General features: G+C 71.3%; 19 protein-coding genes, 1 pseudogene and 1 riboswitch. Of the genes and pseudogenes, 7 read left to right on the top strand and 13 right to left on the bottom strand.

What is annotated here, in order from left to right:
* Positions 1-4: 4 nt before the first annotated feature.
* A complete protein-coding gene (locus tag E6W39_RS34985) occupies positions 5-241 on the bottom strand; it encodes a DUF397 domain-containing protein (protein ID WP_101379175.1) in 237 nt (78 codons plus the stop codon).
* 474 nt (positions 242-715) lie between these two features.
* Here E6W39_RS34985 and E6W39_RS34980 point away from each other — a divergent pair, with 474 nt between their 5' ends.
* From E6W39_RS34980 to E6W39_RS34970, 3 genes are all read left to right on the top strand, one after another.
* Positions 716-1,678, top strand: coding sequence for a hypothetical protein (locus E6W39_RS34980; protein WP_228718530.1), 963 nt, complete (start codon positions 716-718; stop codon positions 1,676-1,678).
* A 518-nt stretch (positions 1,679-2,196) separates the two neighbouring features.
* A riboswitch (cyclic di-AMP (ydaO/yuaA leader) is annotated at positions 2,197-2,341 on the top strand.
* Between the two features lie 7 nt (positions 2,342-2,348).
* Positions 2,349-3,515 (top strand): transglycosylase family protein, encoded by a 1,167-nt coding sequence (locus E6W39_RS34975; protein WP_141636882.1) that lies wholly within the window; start codon positions 2,349-2,351, stop codon positions 3,513-3,515.
* 158 nt (positions 3,516-3,673) lie between these two features.
* Positions 3,674-3,883 (top strand): hypothetical protein, encoded by a 210-nt coding sequence (locus E6W39_RS34970; RefSeq protein ID WP_141636881.1) that lies wholly within the window; start codon positions 3,674-3,676, stop codon positions 3,881-3,883.
* 110 nt (positions 3,884-3,993) lie between these two features.
* On the opposite strand, the gene E6W39_RS34965 is transcribed toward E6W39_RS34970, so the two are convergent.
* Genes E6W39_RS34965 through E6W39_RS34945 form a run of 5 tightly spaced genes read right to left on the bottom strand, consistent with a single transcriptional unit; the run spans position 3,994 to position 9,968 of the window.
* Entirely contained in the window at positions 3,994-5,037 is a 1,044-nt protein-coding gene (locus E6W39_RS34965; protein ID WP_101379178.1) for a LacI family DNA-binding transcriptional regulator, read from the bottom strand.
* A 1-nt stretch (position 5,038) separates the two neighbouring features.
* The gene (locus tag E6W39_RS34960; RefSeq protein WP_141636880.1) at positions 5,039-6,739 is read right to left on the bottom strand and encodes a glycoside hydrolase family 13 protein; all 1,701 of its coding nucleotides are present in this window, start codon (positions 6,737-6,739) and stop codon (positions 5,039-5,041) included.
* Between the two features lie 42 nt (positions 6,740-6,781).
* A complete protein-coding gene (locus E6W39_RS34955) occupies positions 6,782-7,633 on the bottom strand; it encodes a sugar ABC transporter permease (protein ID WP_228718528.1) in 852 nt (283 codons plus the stop codon).
* Positions 7,630-8,658, bottom strand: a complete 1,029-nt coding sequence (locus E6W39_RS34950; RefSeq protein WP_141636878.1) for a carbohydrate ABC transporter permease — start codon at positions 8,656-8,658, stop codon at positions 7,630-7,632. The genes E6W39_RS34955 and E6W39_RS34950 overlap by 4 nt, the downstream gene beginning before the upstream one ends.
* A gap of 14 nt (positions 8,659-8,672) precedes the next feature.
* Positions 8,673-9,968 carry an extracellular solute-binding protein gene (locus E6W39_RS34945; RefSeq protein ID WP_141636877.1) on the bottom strand — a complete coding sequence of 432 codons (1,296 nt, stop codon included), beginning with the start codon at positions 9,966-9,968 and terminating at the stop codon, positions 8,673-8,675.
* 355 nt (positions 9,969-10,323) lie between these two features.
* On the opposite strand from E6W39_RS34945, the gene E6W39_RS34940 reads away from it, so the two are divergent.
* The 3 genes and pseudogenes from E6W39_RS34940 (at position 10,324) to E6W39_RS34930 (ending at position 13,685) form a co-directional block, all read left to right on the top strand.
* Complete coding sequence (locus E6W39_RS34940) at positions 10,324-11,553, top strand: homogentisate 1,2-dioxygenase (RefSeq protein ID WP_141636876.1); 1,230 nt, start codon at positions 10,324-10,326, stop codon at positions 11,551-11,553.
* A 10-nt stretch (positions 11,554-11,563) separates the two neighbouring features.
* A pseudogene (fahA, locus tag E6W39_RS34935) lies at positions 11,564-12,753 on the top strand (fumarylacetoacetase).
* A 173-nt stretch (positions 12,754-12,926) separates the two neighbouring features.
* Positions 12,927-13,685 (top strand): G1 family glutamic endopeptidase, encoded by a 759-nt coding sequence (locus E6W39_RS34930; RefSeq protein ID WP_220140309.1) that lies wholly within the window; start codon positions 12,927-12,929, stop codon positions 13,683-13,685.
* An 89-nt stretch (positions 13,686-13,774) separates the two neighbouring features.
* Here the strand turns inward: E6W39_RS34930 and E6W39_RS34925 are convergent, their stop codons facing one another.
* The 6 genes from E6W39_RS34925 to E6W39_RS43245 all read right to left on the bottom strand — a co-directional run bounded on the left by E6W39_RS34925 (position 13,775) and on the right by E6W39_RS43245 (position 21,591).
* Complete coding sequence (locus tag E6W39_RS34925) at positions 13,775-14,338, bottom strand: GTP-binding protein (protein WP_141636875.1); 564 nt, start codon at positions 14,336-14,338, stop codon at positions 13,775-13,777.
* Positions 14,338-14,733 (bottom strand): DUF742 domain-containing protein, encoded by a 396-nt coding sequence (locus E6W39_RS34920; RefSeq protein ID WP_141636874.1) that lies wholly within the window; start codon positions 14,731-14,733, stop codon positions 14,338-14,340. Before E6W39_RS34920 ends, E6W39_RS34925 begins: the two co-directional genes overlap by 1 nt.
* Complete coding sequence (locus E6W39_RS34915; RefSeq protein ID WP_141636873.1) at positions 14,693-15,136, bottom strand: roadblock/LC7 domain-containing protein; 444 nt, start codon at positions 15,134-15,136, stop codon at positions 14,693-14,695. Before E6W39_RS34915 ends, E6W39_RS34920 begins: the two co-directional genes overlap by 41 nt.
* A complete protein-coding gene (locus tag E6W39_RS34910; RefSeq protein WP_220140308.1) occupies positions 15,133-17,400 on the bottom strand; it encodes a sensor histidine kinase in 2,268 nt (755 codons plus the stop codon). Before E6W39_RS34910 ends, E6W39_RS34915 begins: the two co-directional genes overlap by 4 nt.
* Positions 17,401-17,677: 277 nt before the next feature.
* Positions 17,678-18,742 (bottom strand): aldose epimerase family protein, encoded by a 1,065-nt coding sequence (locus tag E6W39_RS34905; RefSeq protein ID WP_141636871.1) that lies wholly within the window; start codon positions 18,740-18,742, stop codon positions 17,678-17,680.
* Between the two features lie 62 nt (positions 18,743-18,804).
* Positions 18,805-21,591 (bottom strand): ATP-binding protein, encoded by a 2,787-nt coding sequence (locus E6W39_RS43245; RefSeq protein ID WP_181799584.1) that lies wholly within the window; start codon positions 21,589-21,591, stop codon positions 18,805-18,807.
* Between the two features lie 268 nt (positions 21,592-21,859).
* Here E6W39_RS43245 and E6W39_RS34895 point away from each other — a divergent pair, with 268 nt between their 5' ends.
* Positions 21,860-22,831, top strand: coding sequence for a terpene synthase family protein (locus E6W39_RS34895; protein ID WP_141636869.1), 972 nt, complete (start codon positions 21,860-21,862; stop codon positions 22,829-22,831).
* Positions 22,832-22,868: 37 nt separating this feature from the next.
* On the opposite strand, the gene E6W39_RS34890 is transcribed toward E6W39_RS34895, so the two are convergent.
* On the bottom strand, positions 22,869-24,107 hold the full coding sequence (locus tag E6W39_RS34890; protein WP_228718526.1) for a serine hydrolase domain-containing protein: 1,239 nt from the start codon (positions 24,105-24,107) through the stop codon (positions 22,869-22,871).
* Positions 24,108-24,113: the final 6 nt, after the last annotated feature.

Here is a 24,113-nt window from a genome sequence, read left to right as displayed (position 1 = left end):
GGGATCAGGCGACCAGGTGGTCGAACTCCCCGTCCTTGACACCCAGCAGCAGCGCCTCGATCTCGTCCCGGGTGTAGATGAGGGCCGGGCCGTCCGGGAAGCGCGAGTTGCGCATGGCGACGGCGCCACCATCGAGGGCCGCCAGCTCCACGCAGTTGCCCTTGGAGTTGCTGTGGCGACTCTTCTGCCAGACCACGCCTTCGAGGTCTGCCGCGGGCATGCCGTTGTACGTGTGGTGCATCGAATTCTCCCAAGAGCTGGAGTGCTCATAGCGCTCGGCGCCCGACCGCTCCGGCCGCCGGCCGCCTCCGGCTCGTACGGGCAGGGCGAATGCCTTACTTGTCGTGATGATAACGCTAATGCACGTGCATCGGCATGCGATTTTGCGCGTGCACCGTCAGGAACTTGATGTGACAAACCCTCGCCAAACCGACACAATCCGCCAGACAGAACTGGACATTTGAGGGTGATTCAGCTCTTCGATCGTCACCCCGTGTCAGGGGACGTCCACGACCCTCTGACCGGTTCGGCCATTGACAGGCCCATTCCACGGTCGAGTTCGCATCCGAACCCTCACACTCCGTCACATCAATGGAACGAGAGGCCGGTTTTCCGGACGCCGGGCCTGGCCATCGGCGGAGCGGAGCCGGACGGCGGGCAATCGACCGGCAGCCCGATGCGGACTGATCACGCGTATGTCCTACGATTCTGCGCCATGAGCACTGCAGCCATCCCGGGCGCACAACTGCCCGTCCGCACGCCAGGCTCCCGAGCACGGGGGCGCCACCGCCGTCCCGAGCGCCCCGAGGTCCCGGTCGGCGCGGCGCCGCTGGTCCTCGCGGTGCCGGCCGAGGCGACGCCCGAGGCGGTGGCGGTGGTCGACGAGCTGATCTCGGTGATCCGCGGCGAACAGCCCGGCATCGAAATGCTGGCCGGCTGGCTGCCGACCACGGCCGCCGAGCCGGCGGCCCAGCAGGAGCGAGACGAGCAGGACGCTCCCCAGGCACAGCCGGGCCACGCCGCCCCCACCGTGGCCGACCTGGTGGCCCGGGCCGCCGAGCTGGGCCTGCCCGCCCCGGTGCTGGTGCCGCTGGTCACCGGACCGCATGACTTCCTGGCCGGGCTGCACCAGCTCGCCGCCGAGACCGGGGCGCAGGTGACCGAGCCGCTCGGCCCGCACCCGCTGCTGGCCGAGGCGGTGCACGTGCGGCTCTCCGAGGCCGGCCTGGCCCGCGCCGACCGCGCCCGCCTGTTCGCCATCGCCACGGCCGCCGACGGCGTGGTGCTGACCACCGTGGGCGGCGAGGAGGCCGCCGCGGCGGCCGGCGTCACCGGCGTGCTGCTCGCGGCCCGGCTGGCGGTGCCGGTGGTGGCCGCCGCCCTGGACGTGCCCGGCTCGGTGGCCGGCGCCGTCGAGCACCTGCGGGCCACCGGCTCGCAGCGGCCCGCCCTGGCCCCGCTGGTGATCGGCCCCGAGGTGAGCGGCGAGGCGCTGCTGGCCGCCGCCGAGGAGACCGGCTGCCCGAGCGCCGCGCCGATCGGCGCCTACCCGACGGTCGGTCAGCTGATCGCCTCGGTGTACCTGGCCGCGCTGCCCGAGCCCGCCGAGCCCGACCCGGTCACGGAGGGCCCGCAGCTCCCCGCACAGCCCGCTGGAGAGGCTTCTGAGGAGGCCTGAGCCCCCGCAGTCCGGCTGGCCCCGTTCACGTCCCCCTGGGACGCGGACGGGGCCTTTCGCATGCCCGGACACCCGCCGACACCCGCCGGCCCCACTGGCAGGGGCTCAGTTCGTGGGCATGCCTTCACAAGGTTCGTCAATCTGCCCGTATCTGTCCGTTTTGACCCTTCTAGCACCCCGTCAGGCCGCCGGTCTCGAATTGGTAACGAGTACCTGTCAGAGCACCTTCAAGTCCCTTGGAAGTTGCCGGGAAAGCCTCCTGCGAGGGCCTCGGATTTTGAACGGCCCATCAGCCTGAAAGAGCGGCAACTTCGCTGGCGAACAACCCAGTTGCCGGTTCCCGACCCAACACTCCATCAGCTACCGGCACATCGCGATCTTGAAGGTCAAGTGAATACTGTGTGATGTCACTCACAGCTGTTTGCGATTCCTTCTTATGTCTGTCTAACGTGCTCCCCGTTCGTGGTCACACGGACCCAGCAGACCGGACGCCGAGTCCTGCCACCGACCCTGCTGGCGGCGCGAAAACGCAACCACGGCAGGAGCGGGGGACCCAGGTAAGCCGCCCCGGGAGACCGGGGCTTGGGGTGAAGCCGTGCACGCACGGCCGGGCAACTCCAGCCCGAATCCGACAGCTCACCTCGTAGGCGTAGGAGAGGAACGCGTCTTCATGCTGCCCACGACTGGCACGAACCGTCCCCGCAACGCCAAGCGCGCGATTGCCGCCACCGGCCTGCTCGGCCTGGGCCTGGCCCTGCCGTGCATCACCGCCACCACCGCCTCCGCCGCGCCGGTCTCGGTGTGGGACAAGGTCGCCGCCTGCGAGAGCACCAACAACTGGAGCATCAACACCGGCAACGGCTTCTACGGCGGCCTGCAGTTCACCTCCTCCACCTGGGCGGCCTACGGCGGCACCCAGTACGCCCCGCAGGCCAACCTGGCCACCAAGGACCAGCAGATCGCCGTCGCCGAGAAGGTGCTCGCCGACCAGGGCCCCGGCGCCTGGCCGGTCTGCTCCATCCAGGCGGGCCTGACCGCCGGCGGCGCCCCGGCGCAGGTCGACACCGGCGCCGGCAGCACCAGCAGCACCCCGGCGCCGACCCCCGCCGCCCCGGCTGCCCCCGCCGCCCCGGCGCAGCAGCAGGCTCCGGCGCCGAAGGCCGCCCCGGCGCAGCACGCCGACCGCGAGACCTACACCGTGGTGCCCGGCGACTGGCTGTCCACCATCGCCCAGAAGCACAACGTGGACGGCGGCTGGCAGAAGCTCTACGACCTCAACAAGTCGGTGCTGACCCAGGGCCCGAACTGGATCTACCCGGGCGAGAAGCTCGACCTCGGCACGGTCGCCGTGGCCACCCCCGCGGCGCCCGCCAAGAACGCTGACGACTCCTCGGACGCCGCCACCCCGGCCCCGGCCTCGCTCCCGGCCCGCACCACCAGCCTGCAGAGCAGCTCCACCAGCACCCAGAGCGCCACCGGTGCCTTCGCCGCCGCGGTCAGCTTCGCGGAGTCCAAGGTCGGCCAGGCCTACGTCTGGGGCGGCAGCAGCAACGGCGGTTGGGACTGCTCCGGCCTGACCCAGGCCGCGATGGCCCAGGCCGGCGTCTCCATCCCGCGCATCGCCGCCGACCAGGCCGCCGCCTCCACCCGGGTGTCGCTGGCCAGCCTGCAGCCGGGCGACCTGCTCTTCTGGTCCAGCAACGGCAGCGACTCCGGCGTCTACCACGTGGGCCTGTACGTGGGCGGCGGCAAGTTCGTGGAGGCCGCCAACCCGAGCGCCGGCGTGAAGTACGAGACCATCTCGAACTACACCCCGGACTTCGCCGGCCGGGTCTGACCCGCCGCACCGCCGGCGGGCCCCGACCCGCCGCGCACCGAAAGCAGCCGAGGGCCGCCTCCCGCACGTGGGGCGGCCCTCGGCCGTCCCGGTCGGGCCCTGGCAGGGCGCGGCGCCACGCGGCATGCTGAGGGCTCCGGCAGACCCGAGGAGAACCCGTGCCCAAGCCCAAGGTGACCGTCAGCCTGGACGCCGATCTGGCCATCGACGTGATGATGCTCAGCGGCGCCGGCAATCCGCAGGACGCGGTCGAACTGATCGTCCGTGACTATCTGGCGCGCTCCCGGCGGACCGAGGCCCGCACCGGGGAGGCCGACGATGCCGGCCGGCTCACCCACGAGCGGCGCAGCGACGCCGAGAGCGGCTGACCGGCCGACCAGCTGACCGGCCGAGCGGCCGACCGCCCGCCCGCGGAACGCGAAGTGCCGCCGACCCCGAAGGGCCGGCGGCACCCGCTGAGCGGCACTGAGATGGACTCTTATCGCGGCCGGGCTCCGGTGGAGCCGCGCATCACCAGCTCCGGCTGGAACATGAACTCGGTCCGCTGGGTGGACTGGCCGCCGACCTCCTCGAGGAGCGCGTCCACCGCGGCGGTGGCCATCGCCTCCACCGGCTGGCGGATGGTGGTGAGCGGCGGCTCGGTGAAGGCGATCAGCGGCGAGTCGTCGAAGCCGACCACCGAGACGTCTCCCGGCACGCTCAGCCCGCGCTGGCGCACCGCCCGGATCGCGCCCAGCGCCATCATGTCGCTGCCGCAGACGATCGCGGTGCAGCCCTGGTCGAGCAGCGCGCCGGCGGCCGCGTGCCCGCCCTCCACGCTGAACAGGGTGGAGTGCACCAGCTGCTCGGCCTCCTCGGCGGCGACCCCGAGCACCGACCGCATCGCGGCGGTGAAGCCCTCGATCTTGCGCTGCACCGGCACGAAGCGGCGCTGCCCGACCGCCAGGCCGATCCGCTCGTGCCCGAGCTCGGCCAGGTGCTGCACCGCCATCCACATCGCGGCCCGGTCGTCCGGCGAGATGAACGGCGCGGCGATCTTCTCGCTGTAGCCGTTGATCAGCACGAACGGCACCTGGCGGCCCGTCAGTTTGGCGTACCGGTCGTGGTCGGCGGTGGTGTCGGCGTGCAGCCCGGAGACGAAGACGATGCCCGCGACCTGGCGGTCCACCAGCATCTCGACCAGTTCGTCCTCGGTGGACCCGCCGGGGGTCTGGGTGCAGAGCACCGGGGTGTAGCCGTGCCGGCTGAGCACCTGCTCGATCACCTGGGCCAGTGCCGGGAAGATCGGGTTGCTCAGCTCCGGGGTGATCAGCCCGATCAGCCCGGCGCTGCGCTGGCGCAGCCGGGTCGGCCGCTCGTAGCCGAGCACGTCGAGAGCCGCCAGCACGGTCTGGCGGGTGGTCGCGGAGACACCCGCCTTGCCGTTGAGGACGCGGCTGACGGTGGCCTCACTGACCCCAGCCTGCGCCGCGATGTCCGAGAGTCGCGCCGTAGTCACGAGCCCAGAGCCTATTGCAACCATGTCACACCGCCCACCAGCTGGTGCTGTCCGCGGGCAGCACACCCGGCTGCCGGTCCTCGACGGAGCTCAGCAGCAGCGTCCCCGGGACCATCAACTCCACTGGCTGGCCTGTGGTGTTGACGGTGCAGACGAAGTCGCCCCGACGGAACATCAGCACCCCGGCCGGGGCGTCCAGCCACTGGACCCGGTCGCCCGCACCCAGCTCCGGCCGCTGCCGGCGGATCGCCAGCGCGCTGCGGTAGAGCTCCAGGGTGGAGCTCGGGTCGCCGGTCTGCGCCTCGACGCTCAACGCGGCCCACTCGGCGGGCTGCGGCAGCCAGCTCGGGCCCTGGGCCACCGGCCCGAAGCCGTAGGGCGCCGCGTCACCGGACCACGGGATCGGCACCCGGCAGCCGTCGCGGAACCCGTCCTGGCCGCTGGCGCGGAAGAAGGAGGGGTCCTGGCGGACCTCGTCGGGCAGGTCGGTGACGTCCGGCAGGCCGAGCTCCTCACCCTGGTAGAGGTAGGCGGAGCCGGGCAGCGCCAGCATCAGCAGGGTGGCGGCGCGGGCCCGGCGCAGGCCCAGTTCGCGGTCGCCGGGGGTGCGCAGCTGGGTGCCGCCGGGCGGGTTGCCGAACCGGGTGGCGTGCCGGGTGACGTCGTGGTTGGAGAGCACCCAGGTGGTGGGCGCGCCGACCGGGCGCATCGCGTCCAGCGAGGCGTCGATCACCTCGCGCAGCCCGGCCGCGTCCCAGTAGGTCGACAGGTACTGGAAGTTGAAGGCCTGGTGCATCTCGTCGGGGCGCACGTAGTTGGCGGTGCGCTCGACGGTGGGGGTCCAGGCCTCGGCGACCAGGATCCGCTCGCCCGGGTACTCGTCGAGGATCTTCCGCCAGGCGCGGTAGATCTCGTGCACGCCGTCCTGGTCGAAGAACGGCATCACGTCGTTGCCGAGCAGCTTGAGCTGGTCGTGGGTGCCGAGGTCGGGCAGGCCGGGGGCCTTGACCAGGCCGTGCGCGACGTCGACCCGGAAGCCGTCGACGCCCATGTCCAGCCAGAACCGCAGGATCGAGCGGAACTCGTCGGCGACCGCGGGGCTGTCCCAGTTGAAGTCGGGCTGCTCGGGGGCGAACAGGTGCAGGTACCACTGACCCGGGGTGCCGTCCGGGTTCTCGGTGCGGGTCCAGGCCGGGCCGCCGAATATGGACTCCCAGTCGTTGGGCGGCAGTTCGCCGTCGGTGCCGCGGCCGGGGCGGAAGTGGTAGCGGTCCCGCAGCGGGGAGCCGGGGCCCTCGCGCAACGCGCGCTGGAACCACTCGTGCCGGTCGGAGGAGTGGTTGGGGACCAGGTCCACGATGATCCGCAGGCCCAGCGCGTGGGCGTCGCGGATCAGCGCGTCCGCGTCCAGCAGGGTGCCGAACATCGGGTCCACCGCGCGGTAGTCGGCCACGTCGTAGCCGGCGTCGGCCTGCGGCGAGGCGTAGAACGGGGAGAGCCAGACCGCGTCCACTCCGAGGTCGCGCAGGTGCGGCAGACGGCTGCGGATGCCGGGCAGGTCGCCCATGCCGTCGCCGTTGGCGTCGGCGAAACTGCGCGGATACACCTGGTAGATGACCGCGTCCCGCCACCAGCCTCTGGGCTCGCCGGCTGCCGGGGTGCCGGCGGTGGCGAGGACGGGCCGGGAGGTGTCGGCCGCGCTTCGGGTCGTGGAAGCCTGGGTCATGGAGAGCAGATCCCTTGGGGACGTAGAGGTGCTGGGAAGTGGCTACTTGACGGAGCCGGCGGTCTGACCCGCCACCAGGTGACGCTGGACCAGGAGGAAGACGACGGCCGCGGGGATCGCGATCAGGACCGAGGCCGTGGACATCATCGACCAGTTCTCGCTGTACTGGTTGACGAACGTCTGCATGCCGGCCGAGAGGGTCATCTTGTCCGTCCCGGTCATGAACTGGGTGGCGTAGGCGACTTCGCCCCAGGCGGTGATGAAGCTGTAGAAGGCCGTGACCGCCAGGCCCGGGCGGGCCAGCGGCAGGATCAGCCGCCAGAAGGTGCCGAAGGGGTTGAGGCCGTCGATCCGGCCGGCTTCGTCGATCTCGGTGGGGATCGTGTCGAAGTAGCCCTTCATGGTCCAGGCGCTGAACGGCACCGCGATCGTCAGGTAGGTGAGGATCAGGCCGGTCGGCTGGTTCAGCAACTGCAGCTTGGCCAGCAGCTGGTAGAGCGGCACGATCAGGATCGCCACCGGGAACATCTGGGTGATCAGCAGGGTCCACATCACCGGCCGCATGCCGGGGAACCGGAACCGGCTGACCGCGTAGCCGGTGGTGGCGGCGAGGAAGCAGCCGACCACCGTGGTGCAGCCGGCGACCAGCACCGAGTTGCCGAACCAGGTGAGGAACTTGGTGTGGCTGAGCAGGTCGCCGTAGGCCGCGAAGCTGGGGTGGTCGACGAACTTCGAACTGGTCTCGTGCCCGGCCGGCTTGAGCGAGGTGAGGAAGATCCACAGCACCGGGAAGGCCGAGATCACCGAGGCCGCGATCAGGCCGGCGTGCAGGGCGGCGGAGGCTCCCAGGGAGCGCTTCCTGCCCTGTACCGCGTTGTTCTTGGCCACGGTCACCACACCTCGCCTTGCTTGCGCAGCGAGCGCCGGTAGAACACGGCGAACACCACGAGGATCAACAGGATGATCACGCCCCAGGCGGACGACTCACCGAACTGCCGCATGCCGGTGAAGGCCTTGTTGTAGGCGTAGGTGACCAGCAGCTGGGTGCTGTCGCCCGGCCCGCCGTTGGTGAGCAGGAAGATCACCGGGAACATGTTGAAGGTCCAGATCGTGCTGAGCAGGATCACGGTACTGCTGACGGGACGCAGGGCCGGCAGCGTGATGTACCAGAACTTCTGCCAGGGCGTGGCGCCGTCCATCTCGGCCGCCTCGTAGAGCTCGGCGGGGATCGACTGCAGACCGCCGAGCACGGCGACCATGACGAACGGGAAGCTCAGCCAGATGTTGACGATGATCACCGAGATCTGAGCGATGCTCGGGTCGTTGAGCCAGTCGACCGCCGGCAGCCCCAGCGCCTGCAGGGCGTGGTTCAGGAAGCCGCGGTCGTGGTTCATGATGAACCGCCAGCTGAACGTGGACACGAAGGCCGGCACCGCCCAGGGCAGGATGAGCAGCGTGCGGTACAGCGCCCGGAACCGGACCTGGCGGTTCAGCATGATCGCCAGTGCCAGGCCGATCAGGAACGAGATGCCCACGCAGGCGACCGTCCAGCTGACGGTCCAGCCCAGCCGCGCCCAGAAGGTGGTGTTCGCACCGAAGAGGATGTCGGTGTAGTTGCCGAGCCCGACGCTCTTGTAGGTGGCCGGGATGTGCAGGAACTGCCCGATCTGCTTCTCGCTGTTCTGGTCGTTGGCGTTGGTGGTGGAGAGGTAGATCCCCTGCACCAGCGGATAGCCGACGATCACCGCGATGACGATGGCGACCGGGGCCACCAGCGTCCAGGCGTACCAGTGCTTGCTCAGTGCCAGGCGCAGTCGCCCGGCGGGGGTGCCGGCGGCGCGCCGCGGGCCGCGGGCGGGGGTGTCCCCGCCCGCGGCCGGCGCACCGGGCCGGCCTGTGGTGGTGTCCACGGCAGCCATGCCCTGACTCGTCCTTACTTCCAGCCGAGGTTCTTGCGGTAGGCGTCGCCCGTGTTCTTGGCCGCGGTCTGCGGGCTCTCCTTGCCGGACAGCATCGCGGTGTACTCGGTCTTCAACGGGTCGAACAGGGTGCCGCCCTCGGGGATCCACGGGCGCTGGTGGGCCTTGTCGATGGCGTCCTTGAAGAACTTCGCCTCGTCGGTGTCGGCGATCGCCGGCTCGGCCCAGACCGACTTGCGGGTCGGCAGCGCGCCGGTGCCCTGGAAGATCTTGGCCTGCGCCTCGGGCGAGGCCATGTACTGGACGAAGACCTGGGAGGCGGCGGTGTTCTTGCTGCCCGCGTAGATCGCGTAGGACTGGCCGCCCTGCGGGGCCGCCTGGGTCACGCTGCCGGCCGGGACCACGGCGATGCCGAGGTTGGACTTGTCGGTGAACTCGCCGCCGCCGCTGTTGATGGTGGCCAGCGACCAGGGGCCGTTGATCATCATCGCGACGTTGCCGGACTGGAAGTCCGACATCATGTTGGCCCAGCCGTCGGTGACCGAGGTCTTGGCGGCGCCGGAGTCGACCAGGTCCTTGATGGTGCTGAACGCCTTGACGCCGGCCGCGTTGTCGACGGTGACGGTCTTGGAGTTGGCGTCCACCAGGTCGCCGCCCTCGCCGTAGAGGAAGGAGAGGCTCCAGTAGGGGTCGTCACCGCGCAGGTAGAAGCCGGTCTTGCCGAGCTTCTGCTTGATCTGCGCGCTGTCGGTCTTCAGCTCGTCGATGCTCTTGGGCGGGGTGGCGATGCCCGCGGCGGCGAACATCTTCTTGTTGTAGAAGAGCGCCATGGTGTCGGTGACCTGCGGCACGGCGTAGGTCTTGCCGTCGTACTTGGTGGCGGCGACCGGGTTGGGCAGGAAGTCGTCGGCGCTGACCAGGGCCGAGGTGCCGTCCAGCGGCAGCAGGTAGTGGTCGGCCGCCAGCTCGGGGGTCCAGGCGATCTCGGAGCGGATCACGTCGGGCGCGCCGGAGCCGGTGGAGAAGGCGTTCTTCACCTTGTTCTGGGCGTCGCCGAACGGCACGTTGACGTAGTTGACCTTGATGTTCGGGTACTTCTTCTCGAAGTCCGCGATCACGGCCTGGTAGGTCGGGGCCTCGGCCTTGGCGTCGGAGGTGTCCCAGTAGGTGACGCTGCCGCTGACCGTGCTCGGGTCGACCGACGCGCCGGCGGCCGGAGCCGAGCCGCCGCTCGAACCGCTGCTGCCGCAGGCTGCGAGGGTGACGGCCAGGGCCGCAACGAGAGCGGAGGCCGCGATGCCACGCCGCATGAGAGCTCCTAGGTGAAACGGTGGGGGGTGGGTGCCCGATTAGGGAAGAGGGGGACGATACTGGCCCCGCGACGCCGACCGCACAGGTGCCGCCATCGGGCTTGGGCAGGAACGTAACAGCGCCGAAAGGTGATCTGAAAGCTCTTGCAGCAATTTTCTGCAAGAAGCGGGGGATCGTTACATCCGCGTGTCCCAAGGGTTGCCGTCACGCGTCTTGACGAGGGCAGATGCCTGGCCAGGGGTCCTTGACACCGTCGGGCCGCTGGCCATGGGATGGCAGTGGTCCACGCCACCCCACGCGCGGGCCCGCCCTGGCCGGTGCAGTCCAGGGCGTCAGTCGCTCAGGAGGCGAAGCATGGCGTACTACCGCACCGTCGGCACGGTGCCGCCGAAGAGGCACACCCAGCATCGCAACGAGGCCGGCGGCCTCTACTACGAGGAGCTGATGGGCGAGGAGGGCTTCTTCTCCGACTCCTCGCTGCTCTACCACCGCGCCATCCCGTCCGCCCTGGTGGACAGCCGGGTGTGGGCACTGCCGGAGGCCAAGGCGGAGGCCAACCACCCGCTGAAGCCCTACCACTTCAAGCTGCACGACCTGTTCCCCGGTGAGCAGTGGCGGCAGACCGACGCGGTGCGCGGCCGCCGGGTGGTGCTCGCCAACGCCGATGTCCGGATCGCCTACGTGGCCTGCGGGCAGGAGTCCCCGCTCTACCGCAACGCCATAGGCGACGAGTGCGTCTACGTGGAGTCCGGCGAGGCGGTGGTGGAGACCGTCTTCGGCAGCCTCACCGTGGGCCAGGGCGACTACGTGGTCATCCCCCGGGCCACCACGCACCGCTGGCTGCCCGGCGGCGACCAGCCGCTGCGGCTCTACGCGATCGAGGCCAACAGCCACATCACCCCGGCCCGGCGCTACCTCTCCAAGTACGGCCAGCTGCTGGAGCACGCGCCGTACTGCGAGCGCGACCTGCGCGGGCCCTCGGCGCCGCTGCTGGTCGGCGAGGAGGGGGACAGTCGAGACACCGACGTCTATGTGAAGCACCGCGGCAACGGCCCGGGCGGCATCGCGGGCACCGTCTTCACGATGCCCAGCCACCCCTTCGACGTGGTCGGCTGGGACGGCTGCCTCTACCCGTACGCCTTCAACATCGCGAACTTCGAGCCGATCACCGGCCGGATCCACCAGCCGCCGCCGGCCCACCAGGTCTTCGAGGGCAACAACTTCGTGATCTGCAACTTCGTGCCGCGCAAGGTGGACTACCACCCGCTGTCGATCCCGGTGCCGTACTACCACTCCAATGTGGACAGCGACGAGGTGATGTTCTACTGCGGCGGGGACTACGAGGCGCGCAAGGGCTCGGGCATCGGCCAGGGCTCGGTCTCGCTGCACCCGGGCGGCCACACCCACGGCCCGCAGCCGGGTGCCTATGAGCGGTCGATCGGCGCCGAGTTCTTCGACGAGCTGGCGGTGATGGTGGACACCTTCCGCCCGCTGGAGGTCGCCGAGGCCGGGCGGGCGAGCGATGACGGTGTGTACGCGTGGAGCTGGAGCGGGCGCGGCCCGCAGGACGGTGTGAGCAAGTGAGCAAGCAGAGCTGGATCCCGGTCCCGAGGGTTCCCCCTTCCCGGTGCAGAACCTGCCGTACGGCGTCTTCACCCCGCCGGGAGCCGAGACCCCCAGGGTCGGGGTGGCGATCGGCGAGCACGTGCTCGACCTCGCCGCGATCTGGGCCGGCACCCCGCTGGGCGCCGACCTGGCCACCGGTTCGCTCAACCGGTTCATGCGCCGCGGGCCCGGCGAGTGGGCCTATGTGCGCGAGCGGGTCACCGGGCTGCTCACCGATGAGGAGGAGCGGCGGCTGGTCGAGGCCAACCTCTACCGGATCGACGAGGTGCGGCTGCAGCTGCCGATCGAGGTCGCCGACTACGTCGACTTCTACGCCTCCGAGGAGCACGCCACCAACCTGGGCCGGATGTTCCGCCCGGACGCCGCGGCGCTGCTGCCCAACTGGAAGCACCTGCCGGTCGGCTACCACGGCCGGGCGGGCACCGTGGTGGTGTCCGGCACCGAGATCCGGCGCCCGAACGGCCAGCGCAAGGGCCCGCAGGACCCGGCGCCGGTCTTCGGCCCTCGGCCCGCCTGGACATCGAGGCCGAGCTCGGCTTCGTGGTCGGCGCCGGCTCGGCGCTCGGCGAAGCGGTCGGCGTGGCGGACTTCGCCGACCACGTGTTCGGCGCGGTGCTGCTCAACGACTGGAGCGCGCGCGACATCCAGTCCTGGGAGTACGTGCCGCTCGGCCCGTTCCTGGGCAAGTCGTTCGCCACCTCGATCTCGCCGTGGGTGGTGCCGCTGGCCGCCCTGCAGGCGGCCCGGACCGCCACCCCGGCGCAGGATCCGCAGCCGCTGCCCTACCTGGTCGAGAAGGAGCCCTGGGGGCTGGACATCGACCTGGTGGTGGAGCTCAACGGCAGCGTGGTCTCCCGGCCGCCGTACGCCGGGATGTACTGGTCGCCGGCCCAGATGCTGGCGCACACCACGGTGAACGGCGCCTCGCTGCGCACCGGCGACCTCTACGGCTCCGGCACCATCTCCGGCGCCGCCGCCGACCAGCGCGGCTCGCTGATCGAGCTGAGCTGGAACGGCCGCGACCCGCTCACCCTGGCGGACGGCTCCACCCGGACCTTCCTGCAGGACGGCGACACGGTCACCATCAGCGCCACCGCCCCGGGCGCGGACGGCGTCCGGATCGGCTTCGGCGAGGTCACCGGCACCGTGCGCGGCTGACCCACACGCCATCGGCCCGTCCCGCTGATTCCGGCGGGCGGGCCGACGGCGTGTCAGCCGACGCTACCAATCGGGTGAAATCAGGCGGATTTGCATACCTGTCAGATCAGGTGTGATGGTTCGCTGACCTACCGTTGTCCGGGCATCGTCAACCAATCCTCTGGAGCCGTGCCATGCCCGCCATCCGCCGCACCCTGGTGTTCTCCGCCGCCCTGACCGCCCTGCTCGGCTACGCCGCCCCGGTGCTCGCGCAGTCGCCGGCGCTCGACGCACCGATGATCCTCAGTGACTCCGGACCCACCGACCCGCAGGGCGATCCGCTGAACGCCACCAGCGTCAACTGGGCCGGATACGCGGCCACCGGGCACCGGTTCACCAGTGTCCACGCCAACTGGGTGCAGCCCGCGGCGAACTGCGACGCCACCAACACCTGGTCCAGCTTCTGGGCCGGCCTGGACGGCGACGGCAGCGGCACGGTGGAGCAGACCGGCACCATGGCGGACTGCTCGGGCGGCTCCCCGCGCTACGCCGCCTGGTACGAGATGTACCCCGCCTACCCGGTCGACTTCAGCGACCCGGTGGCACCCGGCGACCACCTCTCCGCCTCGGTGCTGGCCGGCGCCGGCGGCCAGTTCACCCTGGTCCTCAGCGACCAGACCAAGAACTGGAGCCACACCGTGCACAAGACGCTGCGCAGCGCCCGGCTTGCCTCCGCCGAGGTGATCGCCGAGGCGCCCTCGTCGAGCACCGGCGTGCTGCCGTTGACCGACTTCGGCACCGTCCAGTTCGGCGGTGCCACGGCCAACGGCCAGGCCATCGGCACCTTCTCCCCCGCCCGGATCGCCATGGCCACCCAGGGCGGCCCGGCCAAGGCCACCACCTCGCCGCTGAGCTCCGCGACCGACTTCTCGGTGGCCTGGCAACACAACTGACGGACCGTCAGCCCGGCAAGGGCCGAAACGCCCGCTGCCCCGGCGCCCCCGCGAGGGGGTGCCGGGGCAGCCGTTCGGCGTCGCGCGGCTCAGACCAGCGCCGGCGACATCAGGTGGTCGACCAGGGCGAGCAGCACATCACGGGCGAACGCCCGGGTGCGCACGTCGCCGATCAGCACCGGCACGTGCGGGTCCAGGTCCAGCGCGGTGCGGATCTCGATCTCCGAACGGGTGTTGAAGCCGTCGAAGCAGTTGATCGCCACCACGAACGGGATCTCGCGACTCTCGTAGAAGTCGATGGAGGCGAAGCTGCTCTCCAGCCGACGGGTGTCGGCGATCACCACACCGCCCAGCACACCCTGGACGAGGTCGTTCCACATGAACCAGAAGCGCTCCTGGCCCGGGGTGCCGAACAGGTAGACCACCAGTTCGGGGCTGATCGTGATGCGGCCGAAGTCCAGCGCCACGGTGGTGGTGTCCTTGCCGCCCACCCCATCCAGCGAGTCGACCCCGACGCTGGCCTTGGTGAGGTACTCCTCGGTGCGCAGCGGGGTCACCTCACTGACCGAGCCGACCAGGGTGGTCTTGCCCACCCCGAAGCCGCCCGCGATCAGGATCTTGACGGCGGCCGGGGCCGCCTGATCGTTCGTCATCACAGTCTCCGCAGTCCGTCACGTACGGCGGTCAGCAGGGCGAGGTCCACGCCGCCGCTGACCTTGGCGACCGCCAACGGGGGACGCGCCGTCAGCAGGCCTTGAGCGATCAGGTCACCTAAGAGGATCTTGGTGACCGAGACCGGCAGGTTGAGGTCGGCCGCCACCTCGGCCACCGCCGCGGGGTAGCGGCAGCGGTCCAGGATCAGCCGGTGCTCGGGCTGCAGCCGCCGGCCCGGCACGATGGCGGACGCCACCGTGCTGAGCACGGTGATCAGGGTGAGGTCGTCGCGCTCGGGCATGGTCCGACCCCGCGTGATGGTGTACGGGCGGACCATCGAGTCCGCGCCGTCGTCACCGTACTCGAAGTCGTCCTCGCTCCAGTGCGCGTTCATCCGACTGCCCCCGCAGCTGTGTCCCGAGCTTCTGGCCTACCTGCTGGACCAGCGTGTGCATGGCCAGCGACATCATTTCGGCGTCCACCTCCTGGGAGGCGATCACCGCGAGGTGGGTGCCCTGGCCGGCCGCGGTGATGAACAGCCACAGCTCGGCGAGCTCCACGATCACCTGGTGCACGGAACCGCCGCCGAACAGCGTGCCGACACCGCGGGCCAGGCTCTGCTGCCCGGTGGCCACCGCGGCCAGCCGCTCGGCGTCGGCCCGGTCGATACCGCGGGACTTGCTGACCACGAGGCCGTCGTCGGACAGCAGCACCGCGTGTCTGGTTCCGATCACCGAGTCGACAAGCCCGTCCAGCAGCCAGTCCAGATCCTGATGGGTGGCGGTGGTGCGCGTCATGACTGGTCCTCGGTCGTCGGGTTGGAGTATGCCGTCGGGTTGGGGAACGGCGTGACTTCGCCGGTCGGTTCACCGAAGCGGGCCGCGCGCGAGCGGCGCTGGAACGCTCCGATGGTGGCACCCGACCGGTTCCGCGTCGGCGCCGCCTCCTCGGGGGTGGCGTTCGTCGGCACGGTGCGCAGTTCGGCTGCCAGGCTCGCCCCGCGGGACCGCTGGGGCAGCGGGGGCTCGGCGGGCGCGGTCCGCTCGTGGTCGGGACCGGCGTGGCCCCAGGAGGGGCGGGGTGCGGGCACGGGCTCCAAGGGCTCGGTCCAGTGGTCGAGCGGCTGCTGCTCGTCGGGTGACTGGTAGTCGGTCGAGCTGAAATCGGCCTCGAACTCGTTGTAGACCTCCTCGGTGTACTCGCCGGCGGCGGAGCGGACCGGCAGCGGCTCCGCGGGGAGGTCCGGCACCGCGGTCGGGTAGCCGTAGGGCGCGTTGGGGTTCTGGGCGACCAGCTCACCCGGGATCAGCACCACGGCGCGGGTGCCGCCGAAGGCCGAGGGGCGGAACTCCACCGACAGGCCGGCGGTGGCGGCGAGCCGGGCGACCACGTAGAGGCCGAGTCGCACGTCGTCGGCCTGGGCCAGCACGTCCATGCGCGGGGCGCTGCGCATCAGCGAGTTGGCCGCGTCGTACTGCGCGGCCTCCATGCCCAGGCCGCGGTCCTCGACCTCGACCGCCAGGCCGCGGCCGACCAGGGCGGCACGCACCTCGACCGGGGACGGCGGCTTGGAGAAGGTGGCGGCGTTCTCCATCAGCTCGGCGAGCACGTGGACCACCGGGCCGACCGCGCGCTCCGACAGCCAAGGGTTGCCCTCGACGTCGATCATGATCCGTCGGTAGTCCTGCACCTCACCCTGGGCGGAGCGCAGCACGTCCAGCAGCGGGACCGGCTTGCGCCAGCGGCGCTGCGGCTGACCGCCACCGAGGATGACCAGGTTCTCCTCGTATCGGCGCAGACGGGCCGTCAGGTGGTCGAGGTCGAAGAGGCCTTCGAGCACCTCCGGGTCCTCGTGGCGGCGCTCCATCTCGTTGAGCGTCTTCAGCTGGAGGCCGATCAGCAGCTGGGTGCGGCGCGCGATGCGCTGCAGCAGCTTCTCGAAGCCGCGGTGCTGGTCGGCCTGCCGGACGGCAGCGCCGACCGCGCTGTTGCTGGCCAGAGTCAGGGCCTGGCCGAGCTTGTCGAGCTCGTCGCCGCCGCTGGTCCGGGGCTCGCCGCCGATCTGCCGCGCGGTCGCCTCCAGGTCGACCTGCTCGCCACGGGCGAGCCGGTCGACCATCTCGGGCAGGGTGCGCTCCAGCTCGCCCGCCTGCTGCTGCAGGTCGACGATCCGGCGGCGCAGCGAGCGGGTCAGCCGCCAGCTGGTGATGACCACGATGACCACGGCGGCCAGGCCGATGAGGCTGGTGGTGGTCACCTTGGTGAGCAGGCTGTCGACGTCCTGCTGGCCGAGGGCGCGCACGGCGGCGCTGCGGGTGCTCGCCAGGGCGTAGGCCTGCGGCACCACCGAATCCATCGCGGCGCGCCACTGTTCGGCCTGCGCCGGCAGGCCCACCATGCCACTGCGGTCCGCGGTGACCGGGCGCTGCAGGCTCTGCTCGATGGCCGTCTTGCTCTGCCAGCCGGGGCTGACGATCAGCTTCTGGGCGGCCGCGGCCTCCTTGGCGGGCAGTCGGGGGGAGATCTCCTGCTGGAAGACGAAGGCCTGGGCGCCGATCTGCAGCAGGATGGACGAGTAGGTGTCCTGGGGGAGCTGACCGGTGGGCCAGCCGCGGGCCAGCTGGGCATCCTCGCGGGAGACCATCTCGACGGCCCAGAAGTAGCTCACCAGCACTCGGCTCTGGTAGGAGACGTCGCCGTCGTCCAGGTGGCTGAACGCGGTGAACAGCTCCAGGTCGGAGGTGGTCGCGGCGGTGTAGTAGCTGTACTCGGCCTGCGGGTCGGCGCTGCCCGCGTCGACCCCCGACCGGTGCTGCGCGAGGTCGTTCAGCGACGAGCGGGCGGCCTGCAGTGCGGTGCGCAGCTCAGCCGGAACGTTGTCCGTACTGGCCGACGCGGTTTTGGCCTGGAAGTCCCGGATCGCCGCGTCGGTCAGCCGCCGCTGGGCGGCCAGCGCATCGGACGAGCTGCCGGGCTTGGCCAGTTGGTCGGCGGTGAGTCGGCGCTCCGCCTGCAGGTTGAACAGCACCTGGGTGGCTGGCTGGCTTGTCCTACTCGCCAACCCCTCTTCTGCTGCCTGTCGCTGATAGTCCGACAGCGTCTGAAGTGATGTCACCGCCCAGAGTGCGGCGACCGCCAGGCTGGGAATGATGGCCAGGACGAGCAGGGCTGTGCGTAGGCTCAGCCGAGGGCGTCGGGCACGGGAGGCTCTACGCGCGCGCAGGGCGTTCTCCTAGAGACTGAACGGCTCGCCCGGGGGGCTACACGCCGTCTGTGATAAGAACTTTGACGGAGTGATACTAGTCATACCGCGTGTCCCAACAACAAACGGCCCCCCGTCAGCAGGAGAACCTCAGCAGGGTCACCGAGCGGAACTCCTCCCCCGGTCGGAGCTCGGTGCTGGGGAAGTCGGGGTGGTGCGGCGAGTCGGGGTGGTGCTGGGTCTCCAGGGCCACGCCGGCGTACGGGCCGTAGGCCGTGCCGCTCGGGCCGGTCACCGCGCCGGCGAAGCTGTTGGCGGTGTAGACCTGGATCCCCGGCTCGGTGGTGAGCACCTCCAACCGCCGCCCGGTGAGCGGGTCTTCGAGCAGCGCGGCCCTTACCGGACGGCCATCCTTCGACGGCGAACGAAGAACCCAGTTGTGGTCGTAGCCGCCCGCGATCGCCAGCTGCGGATGCTCCTCGTAGAGCTGCTCGCCGATCGGCCGGGCGGTGCGGAAGTCGAACGGCGTGCCGGCCACCGGCTGGTACTCGCCGGTGGGGATCTGCCGCTCGTCGGTCGGGGTGAAGTGGTCCGCCTCCAGGGTCAGCAGGTGGTCCAGGACGTCGCCCCGGCCCTCGCCGGCCAGGTTGACATAGGCATGATTAGTGAGATTGATCACGGTCGGACGGGTCGTCACCGCCCGGTACTCGATGGCGAGTTCACCACTCGGGTCGAGCAGGTAGCTGACCTCGACGTCCAGCGCACCGGGGAACCCCTGGTCGCCGTCCGGGCTGTGCAGACGCAGCCGCACCCCGGCCCGCTCGCCCTCCGTCACCGGCTCGCCGGTCCACAGCCGGTCCGCGAAGCCCTCAGGGCCGCCGTGCAGGGTGACCCCGTGGCCGGTGGGCAGCAGCTTGTGCTCCTCGCCGTCCAGGGTGATCCGGCTGTCGGCGATCCGGTTGGCGTACCGGCCGACGGTGGCGCCGTAGTGCCGGGCCGGGCCCAGGATCTCCTGCAGCCGCTCACTGCACAGCAGCACCTGGGCGAGGGCGCCGGTGCGGTCCGGCACCCGGACGGTGTGCAGGGTGGCGCCCAACGACAGTACTGAGACCTCGATCTGACCACTGCTCAGTGTCCAGCGCTCGATCGCCGCACCGGCTCCGCCGTGGTCCAGCACGGCCTGGCTGACCTGTACCGACATGGCTTGCTCCTCCTGGAATGCCTGGATGGTTCGGGCTCAGCCTAGGGCCCGCTCTTGAAGCCTCAGTCGGAATCCGGACGCTCGACGGCCAGTCCCAGGGCGGCCGCCAGCCCCTCCACGTCACTGCCGGTCTTGCGGTGCACGGCCGCGATCCGACGGTTGATCAAGCTCACCGAGACGTCGAGCCGCTCGGCGATCTGGGAGGGCGTCAGCCCGTCCACGATCAGCTCGGCGACCCGCCACTCGTTCCGGCTGAGCGCGTCCCGCCCGGTGCTGCGGGGCAGGTTGGGGCGCAGCCCGGCGGCGTTGAGCTCGCGCCGGGCCCGGTGCACCAGCCCGTCGGCATTGCACACCACCGCCAGCTGGCCCTCGACCACGGCGGCGTTCATCCGCAGTGCGCTGCCGACCGCCGAGGCGACACCGAAGATCCGGGCCCGCTGCACGTGCCACTCGGCCAGCTCCCTGGCCTCCTCGGGCCGCTCCGGGTACAGCGCCTGGGCCAGGTGACCGGCCCACGGCGCCCAGATGGTGTTGTGCCAACCGCGCGCGGTGAGTTGCTCGCCGACCCCGCGCAGCACGCCGACCGCCCCCTCCCGGTCCCGCTGGGCCAGCAGCAGCTTGCCGTACAGCGTGGCCGCGTCCGGCAGCACGATCGCGTCGGGGTGGTAGGGCGGGGCGAACGAGTAGTCGGCCGCCAGCTTCCGGGCCTCCTCGACCCGGCCGCGGGCCAGCAGGGTGTCGGCCAGCACGCCGACCGCGTCCCACTGCAGCGGCAGATCGGGGCCGACCCGGCGGGCGATCCGCAGCGCGTTGCGCAGCTCCACCTCGGCCTCGGCGAGCGCGCCGCGGCGGAACTTGGCCAGGCCCATCAGGAAGACGGCGATCCCCAGATGGGCTCCCTCCCAACCGGCCACGCCGAAGGCCCAGATGGCGTCGTCGATCAGCTGCTCGGCGCGGTCCAGGCGGTCGGTGTAGATGTGGGTCAGCGCGATGATGCCGGGCAGTTCCAGGCCCCAGGGGTTGGTGGTCCAGCCCAGCTCCGCGGGCAGCCGGCCCTGGTCGAGCGCCGAGTCGAGCAGCGCCTGCACCCGGGTGACGCTGCTGCCCCGCAACGTCAGGTCCCAGGCGCGCAGGGCCCGGGCGGCACGGGCGTTGACGTCGTCGCCGGGCATCCCGGAGGCGAGGTCGGCCAGCCGGGAGGAGCGGCCAGGACCGTCGGCCTCGTCGCGCTGGAAGGCGGCCCACATGAAGTGCGCGACGGCCAGCCTGGTCCGGCCCGGGCCGGGATCGGTGCGCTGCGCCTCGGCCAGGGTCAGATCGGTGGCCTCGCCGAGCCGGCCGCTGTGGGCCAGCACCTCGGAGAGCCGGAAGACGGCGTCCACCCGCAGGTCGGCGGGCAGCCCGGGAACGGTGTCCAGGGCCAGCTTCAGCTGGTTGGCGGTGGCGATCGGGTCGGTGAGCAGGGTGGCGCAGGCCAGCTCGTAGATCACCCGGGCCCGGATCTCGTCCTCCGGCGGTTCGGCCAGGGCGCGTTCCAGGCAGCGCACCGCCGCGTCCGGGGCGCCCACCGCCAGGTGCTCGCGGGCCGCCCGGCGCAGCTTGACCACCACCTCCCGCTCGTCGTCCGGGTAGGTCTCCAGCAGATGGCGGGAGGACTCGACCAGCGGGCGGCCGGCGTTCTCCAGCTCCACCGCGGCCTTGCCGTGCATCGCGGTGCGGATGGCCGGGCGGATCGACTGGTAGAGCGAGGTGGCCAGCAGCGGGTGGACGAACTCCAGCGGACCGTCGGCCGGGCCGGTGAGCACCTGGTGGCGGCGCAGCTCGGCGATCGCGGCGGCCGCCGTGGCGGGGCTGAGCGCGGCGATCCTGGTCGCCACCCGGGGCAGGATCTCGGTGTCCAGCATCGCGGCGGCCTGGGCGAACTTGAGGGCCTCGATGCTCAGTTTGCCCATCCAGTAGTCGCTGTCCATGCCCTGGGCCTCGGCGGCCAGGTCGTGGAGCAGCGGCATGTTCTCCTGCACCGGCTCGATGCCGCTCTCGCGCACCTTCGCCAGCAGCGCGTTGACCAGGAACGGGTTGCCGTCGGTGACCGCCCAGACCTGGCGGATGAACGAGTCCTCGGCGTCCTGGAAGACCTCCCGGACCAACTTGCCGACGGCCGGCGGGGTGAGGCCCTGGAACTCCAGGTGCCGGTGCGAGTTGCCGGCCACCAGGGACCTGAACCCCCGCACCCGGTCCGGCAGTTCGCCGGTGCGCCAGGCGATCGCCAGCAGCAGCGGCAGTTCGGGGCAGCGCACCGCGAGCGACTCCAGCCAGACCAGCGACTCCTGGTCGGCCCACTGCAGGTCGTCCACCAGCATCACCAGCGGCGCGCGGACCCGGGCCAGTTGGGTCATCACCACGTCCAGGCCCTGCTGCACGCTCTGCGGGTCGAGGTCCTCGCCGGTGGGCGGCACCAGGCCCAGCGCGGGGCCGGCCACCGCGTGCCATTCGCCCAGCACTTCGTCGAGTTGCCCGGTGGACAGCGCGCTCAGCTCGCCCAGTAACAGCTGGCGCAGCAGGTGGAACGGCTCCTTGATGCGCTGCTCACCGGCGCGTCCGCTCAGCACCGTGATGCCCTGGGCGCCGGCCAGCGCCCGGATCTGCTGCAGCATGGTCGTCTTGCCCATGCCGGCCTTGCCGCTGTAGAGCAGCAGGGAACCGAGCTCGACACCGCCGGCCGCGTACTCCACCCGGAGCCGGTCGAGCGCCTGCTGGGCGTCCTGGAGCGCGCTCTCCCGCTCGTAGAGGTGGGGCTGCTCCAGCTCTGCCGGCTCGTGCCGCGCGTCCGCACTCCCGTGTTCGGTCACCCTCGGTCCCCTCCACCGCCGCAATGCGTGATCTGGCCTTGAGATTATCGTCGCCCGGGCCGGTTGGCGGCCGCTTTGCGCAGGTCCGCCGTCTGATGATGATTCAAATCGGGACGCCATGGGCAATTGCTGCGACATCAGTGTCATCTGATGGTGCTATGGGATAGCCTCCGCTGCCCGTGGGTGCGGCGGCCCTGCCGAGCACGACGGGCAACCCCTGCGGTGCCGTCGTCTGCCGATCCTCCTTTTTCACGCCCCCGGGAGTCCGATGTCCGATGCGATGATCCTCGACGTGCACTACCCTCATCGCCGCAATCCCCACCGGGCCGGCGCCGAGGCCCACCACCGGCGCTGGATGGAGGAGTTCCGGATGCTCGGCAGCCGGATGAGCGCCACCTCCTACGCCCGGTGGGACGTGGCCGATCTGACCGCCCTCACCTACCCGGACTGCGCCGCCGAGGACTTGGCCCTCGCCACCGACCTGATGGGCTTCTACTTCATCTTCGACGACGAGTTCGACGGGCCGCTGGGCCGGCACCCGGCCGAGAGCGCCGAGCTCTGCGACCAGCTGATCGCGGTGCTGCACGGTGCCCCCGCCCCCGCCGACTCGCCCTGCGTCCGCGGGTTCGAGTCCATCTGGCAGCGGATCAGCCAGGGCATGTCACCGCGCTGGCTGGCCAGGGCGGCTTACAGCTGGGAGAGCTACCTCGCCAGCCACCCCGCCGAGGCGGCCAGCCGGCTGGCCGGTGCGGCACCCGACCGGACGCCCTTCCTGTTCCTGCGCCGCGGCACCTCGGCGATGGAGACGGTGCTCGACACGGTGGAGCGGGTCGGCCGGTTCGAGGTCTGCCCCACCGCCTTCCACAGCCCGGCGTTGCGCGAGCTGCGCCAACTGGCCGCCGACATCGCCCCGCTGAGCAATGACGTGCACTCCTACCAGCAGGAGGTGCCGCGCGGGGACGTCAACAACCTGGTCATGGTGGTGCAGCGGGAACGCGACTGCACGCTGGACGAGGCCAGCGCACTGGCCCTCGCCGAGGTGCAGCTGAAGGCGGACCGGATGGCCCAGCTGCTGGACGAACTCCCGCACACCTACCGCTCCCTGGAGCTCGACCCGGCGCAGGAGGAGACCGCCCGGCGCTATGCCGACGGCATGGTGGCCCTGGTGAGCGGATACCTCGACTGGGAGGGCCGCACCGTCCGCTACCGGTCGGAGCAGACCGCTGGGCGGCCCCGCTAGGTGAACTGACGGTCCGCCACCCCTTGTCGACGGGTCGTCAGTTCACACACTCCCGCACCGCCGCGATCAGGTTGCGCGAGCGGATGTCGCCGGTCACCCCCGGCTGCATCCCGCAGGTCACGTAGCCGAAGCCGAGCCCCAGCTCGGGGTCGGCGAAGCCCAGCGCGCCACCGCGCCCCGGGTGCCCGAAGGCGGCCGGCGAGGTCATCGGGGAGGTCGGGCCGTGCCGGAAGAAGCCGTGGCCGAAGCGGGAGTTGACGATCAGCACCCGGTCCGGGCCGTCCGAGGCCGGGCCCATCGCCTCGGCCAGCGTCCCGGGCGTGAACAGCGCGGTGGCGGCGCGGCCGTCGCCGGCGCCGATCAGGGCCGCGTAGTAGCGGGCCACCGAGCGGGCGGTGCCGATGCCGTTGGCACCGGGGATCTCGGCGGCCTGCGCGGCCGGGTCGTTGAGGTCCAGCTGCGGGCCCACCACGCCGAAGGCGCGGGCGGTCAGCGAGGCCGGGTCCTGGTAGGCCTCGACCACCGTGCGCTTGGGCCGCAGCCGCAGGCTCGGCGACCCGTTGGCGGCCGGCGGCGCCGGCAGGTCGACGAGGCGGCCGACCCGGGCGCCCGCGCCGGCCGGCAGGCCGATCCACAGGTCGAGGCCGAGCGGCCGGGCGATCTCCTCGGCGAAGTACTGGCCGACGCTGCGCCCGCTCACCCGGCGGACCACCTCGCCGACCAACCAGCCGTAGGTGTACGGGTGGTAGCCGTGCGCCGTGCCCGGCTCCCAGAACGGCTCCTGGGCGGCCACCGCCGCCACCGCAGGATCCCAGGCGAGCACCTCCTCGACCCGCAGCTGGCGGTCCAGGGCGGGCAGCCCGGCCCGGTGCGAGAGCAGCCAGCGCACCGGTATCCGCTCCTTGCCGGCCGCCTTGAACTCCGGCCAGTAGCTCGCCACCGGGGCGTCCAGGTCCAGCTGACCGCGCTGGGCCAGCAGCAGGGCCGCCCCCGCGGTGAGGCCCTTGGTGACCGAGCGCAGCACCTGCGCGGTGTCGGCGGTCCAGCCGATCGCGGGCGCCGGCCGGCCGTCCACCTCGGGCCGGGCGTCACCGGCCCACAGGTCGACCACCTTGCGGCCGCGCACATAGAGCGCGAATGCGGCCCCCAGCTCGCCGAAGTCGCGGAAGTTGCGGGCGAACGCGTCCCGGACCGCCTCGTACCCCTCGGCCGTCTCGCCCCAGATCTCCACCACCGCGTGCCGCCTCTTCCGCATCCAGCCACTGTCGTTCGCCATCGCACT

Origin of the sequence: Kitasatospora acidiphila (assembly GCF_006636205.1) — a bacterium.
In the GTDB taxonomy this organism is placed as follows: domain Bacteria; phylum Actinomycetota; class Actinomycetes; order Streptomycetales; family Streptomycetaceae; genus Kitasatospora; species Kitasatospora acidiphila.
This window is presented reverse-complemented; position numbering and strand designations above follow the sequence as displayed.

Excerpts from the sequence above, each read along its gene's own strand:
- E6W39_RS34925 (WP_141636875.1), bottom strand. The coding sequence starts at position 14,338 with ATGACGAACGATCAGGCGGCCCCGGCCGCCGTCAAGATCCTGATCGCG.
- E6W39_RS34950 (WP_141636878.1), bottom strand. The coding sequence starts at position 8,658 with ATGGCTGCCGTGGACACCACCACAGGCCGGCCCGGTGCGCCGGCCGCG.
- E6W39_RS34930 (WP_220140309.1), top strand. The coding sequence starts at position 12,927 with ATGCCCGCCATCCGCCGCACCCTGGTGTTCTCCGCCGCCCTGACCGCC.
- E6W39_RS34960 (WP_141636880.1), bottom strand. The coding sequence starts at position 6,739 with ATGACCCAGGCTTCCACGACCCGAAGCGCGGCCGACACCTCCCGGCCC.
- E6W39_RS34895 (WP_141636869.1), top strand. The coding sequence starts at position 21,860 with ATGTCCGATGCGATGATCCTCGACGTGCACTACCCTCATCGCCGCAAT.
- E6W39_RS34915 (WP_141636873.1), bottom strand. The coding sequence starts at position 15,136 with ATGACGCGCACCACCGCCACCCATCAGGATCTGGACTGGCTGCTGGAC.
- E6W39_RS34920 (WP_141636874.1), bottom strand. The coding sequence starts at position 14,733 with ATGAACGCGCACTGGAGCGAGGACGACTTCGAGTACGGTGACGACGGC.
- E6W39_RS34945 (WP_141636877.1), bottom strand. The coding sequence starts at position 9,968 with ATGCGGCGTGGCATCGCGGCCTCCGCTCTCGTTGCGGCCCTGGCCGTC.
- E6W39_RS34890 (WP_228718526.1), bottom strand. The coding sequence starts at position 24,107 with ATGGCGAACGACAGTGGCTGGATGCGGAAGAGGCGGCACGCGGTGGTG.
- E6W39_RS34940 (WP_141636876.1), top strand. The coding sequence starts at position 10,324 with ATGGCGTACTACCGCACCGTCGGCACGGTGCCGCCGAAGAGGCACACC.
- E6W39_RS34985 (WP_101379175.1), bottom strand. The coding sequence starts at position 241 with ATGCACCACACGTACAACGGCATGCCCGCGGCAGACCTCGAAGGCGTG.
- E6W39_RS34965 (WP_101379178.1), bottom strand. The coding sequence starts at position 5,037 with ATGGTTGCAATAGGCTCTGGGCTCGTGACTACGGCGCGACTCTCGGAC.
- E6W39_RS34975 (WP_141636882.1), top strand. The coding sequence starts at position 2,349 with ATGCTGCCCACGACTGGCACGAACCGTCCCCGCAACGCCAAGCGCGCG.
- E6W39_RS34980 (WP_228718530.1), top strand. The coding sequence starts at position 716 with ATGAGCACTGCAGCCATCCCGGGCGCACAACTGCCCGTCCGCACGCCA.
- E6W39_RS34905 (WP_141636871.1), bottom strand. The coding sequence starts at position 18,742 with ATGTCGGTACAGGTCAGCCAGGCCGTGCTGGACCACGGCGGAGCCGGT.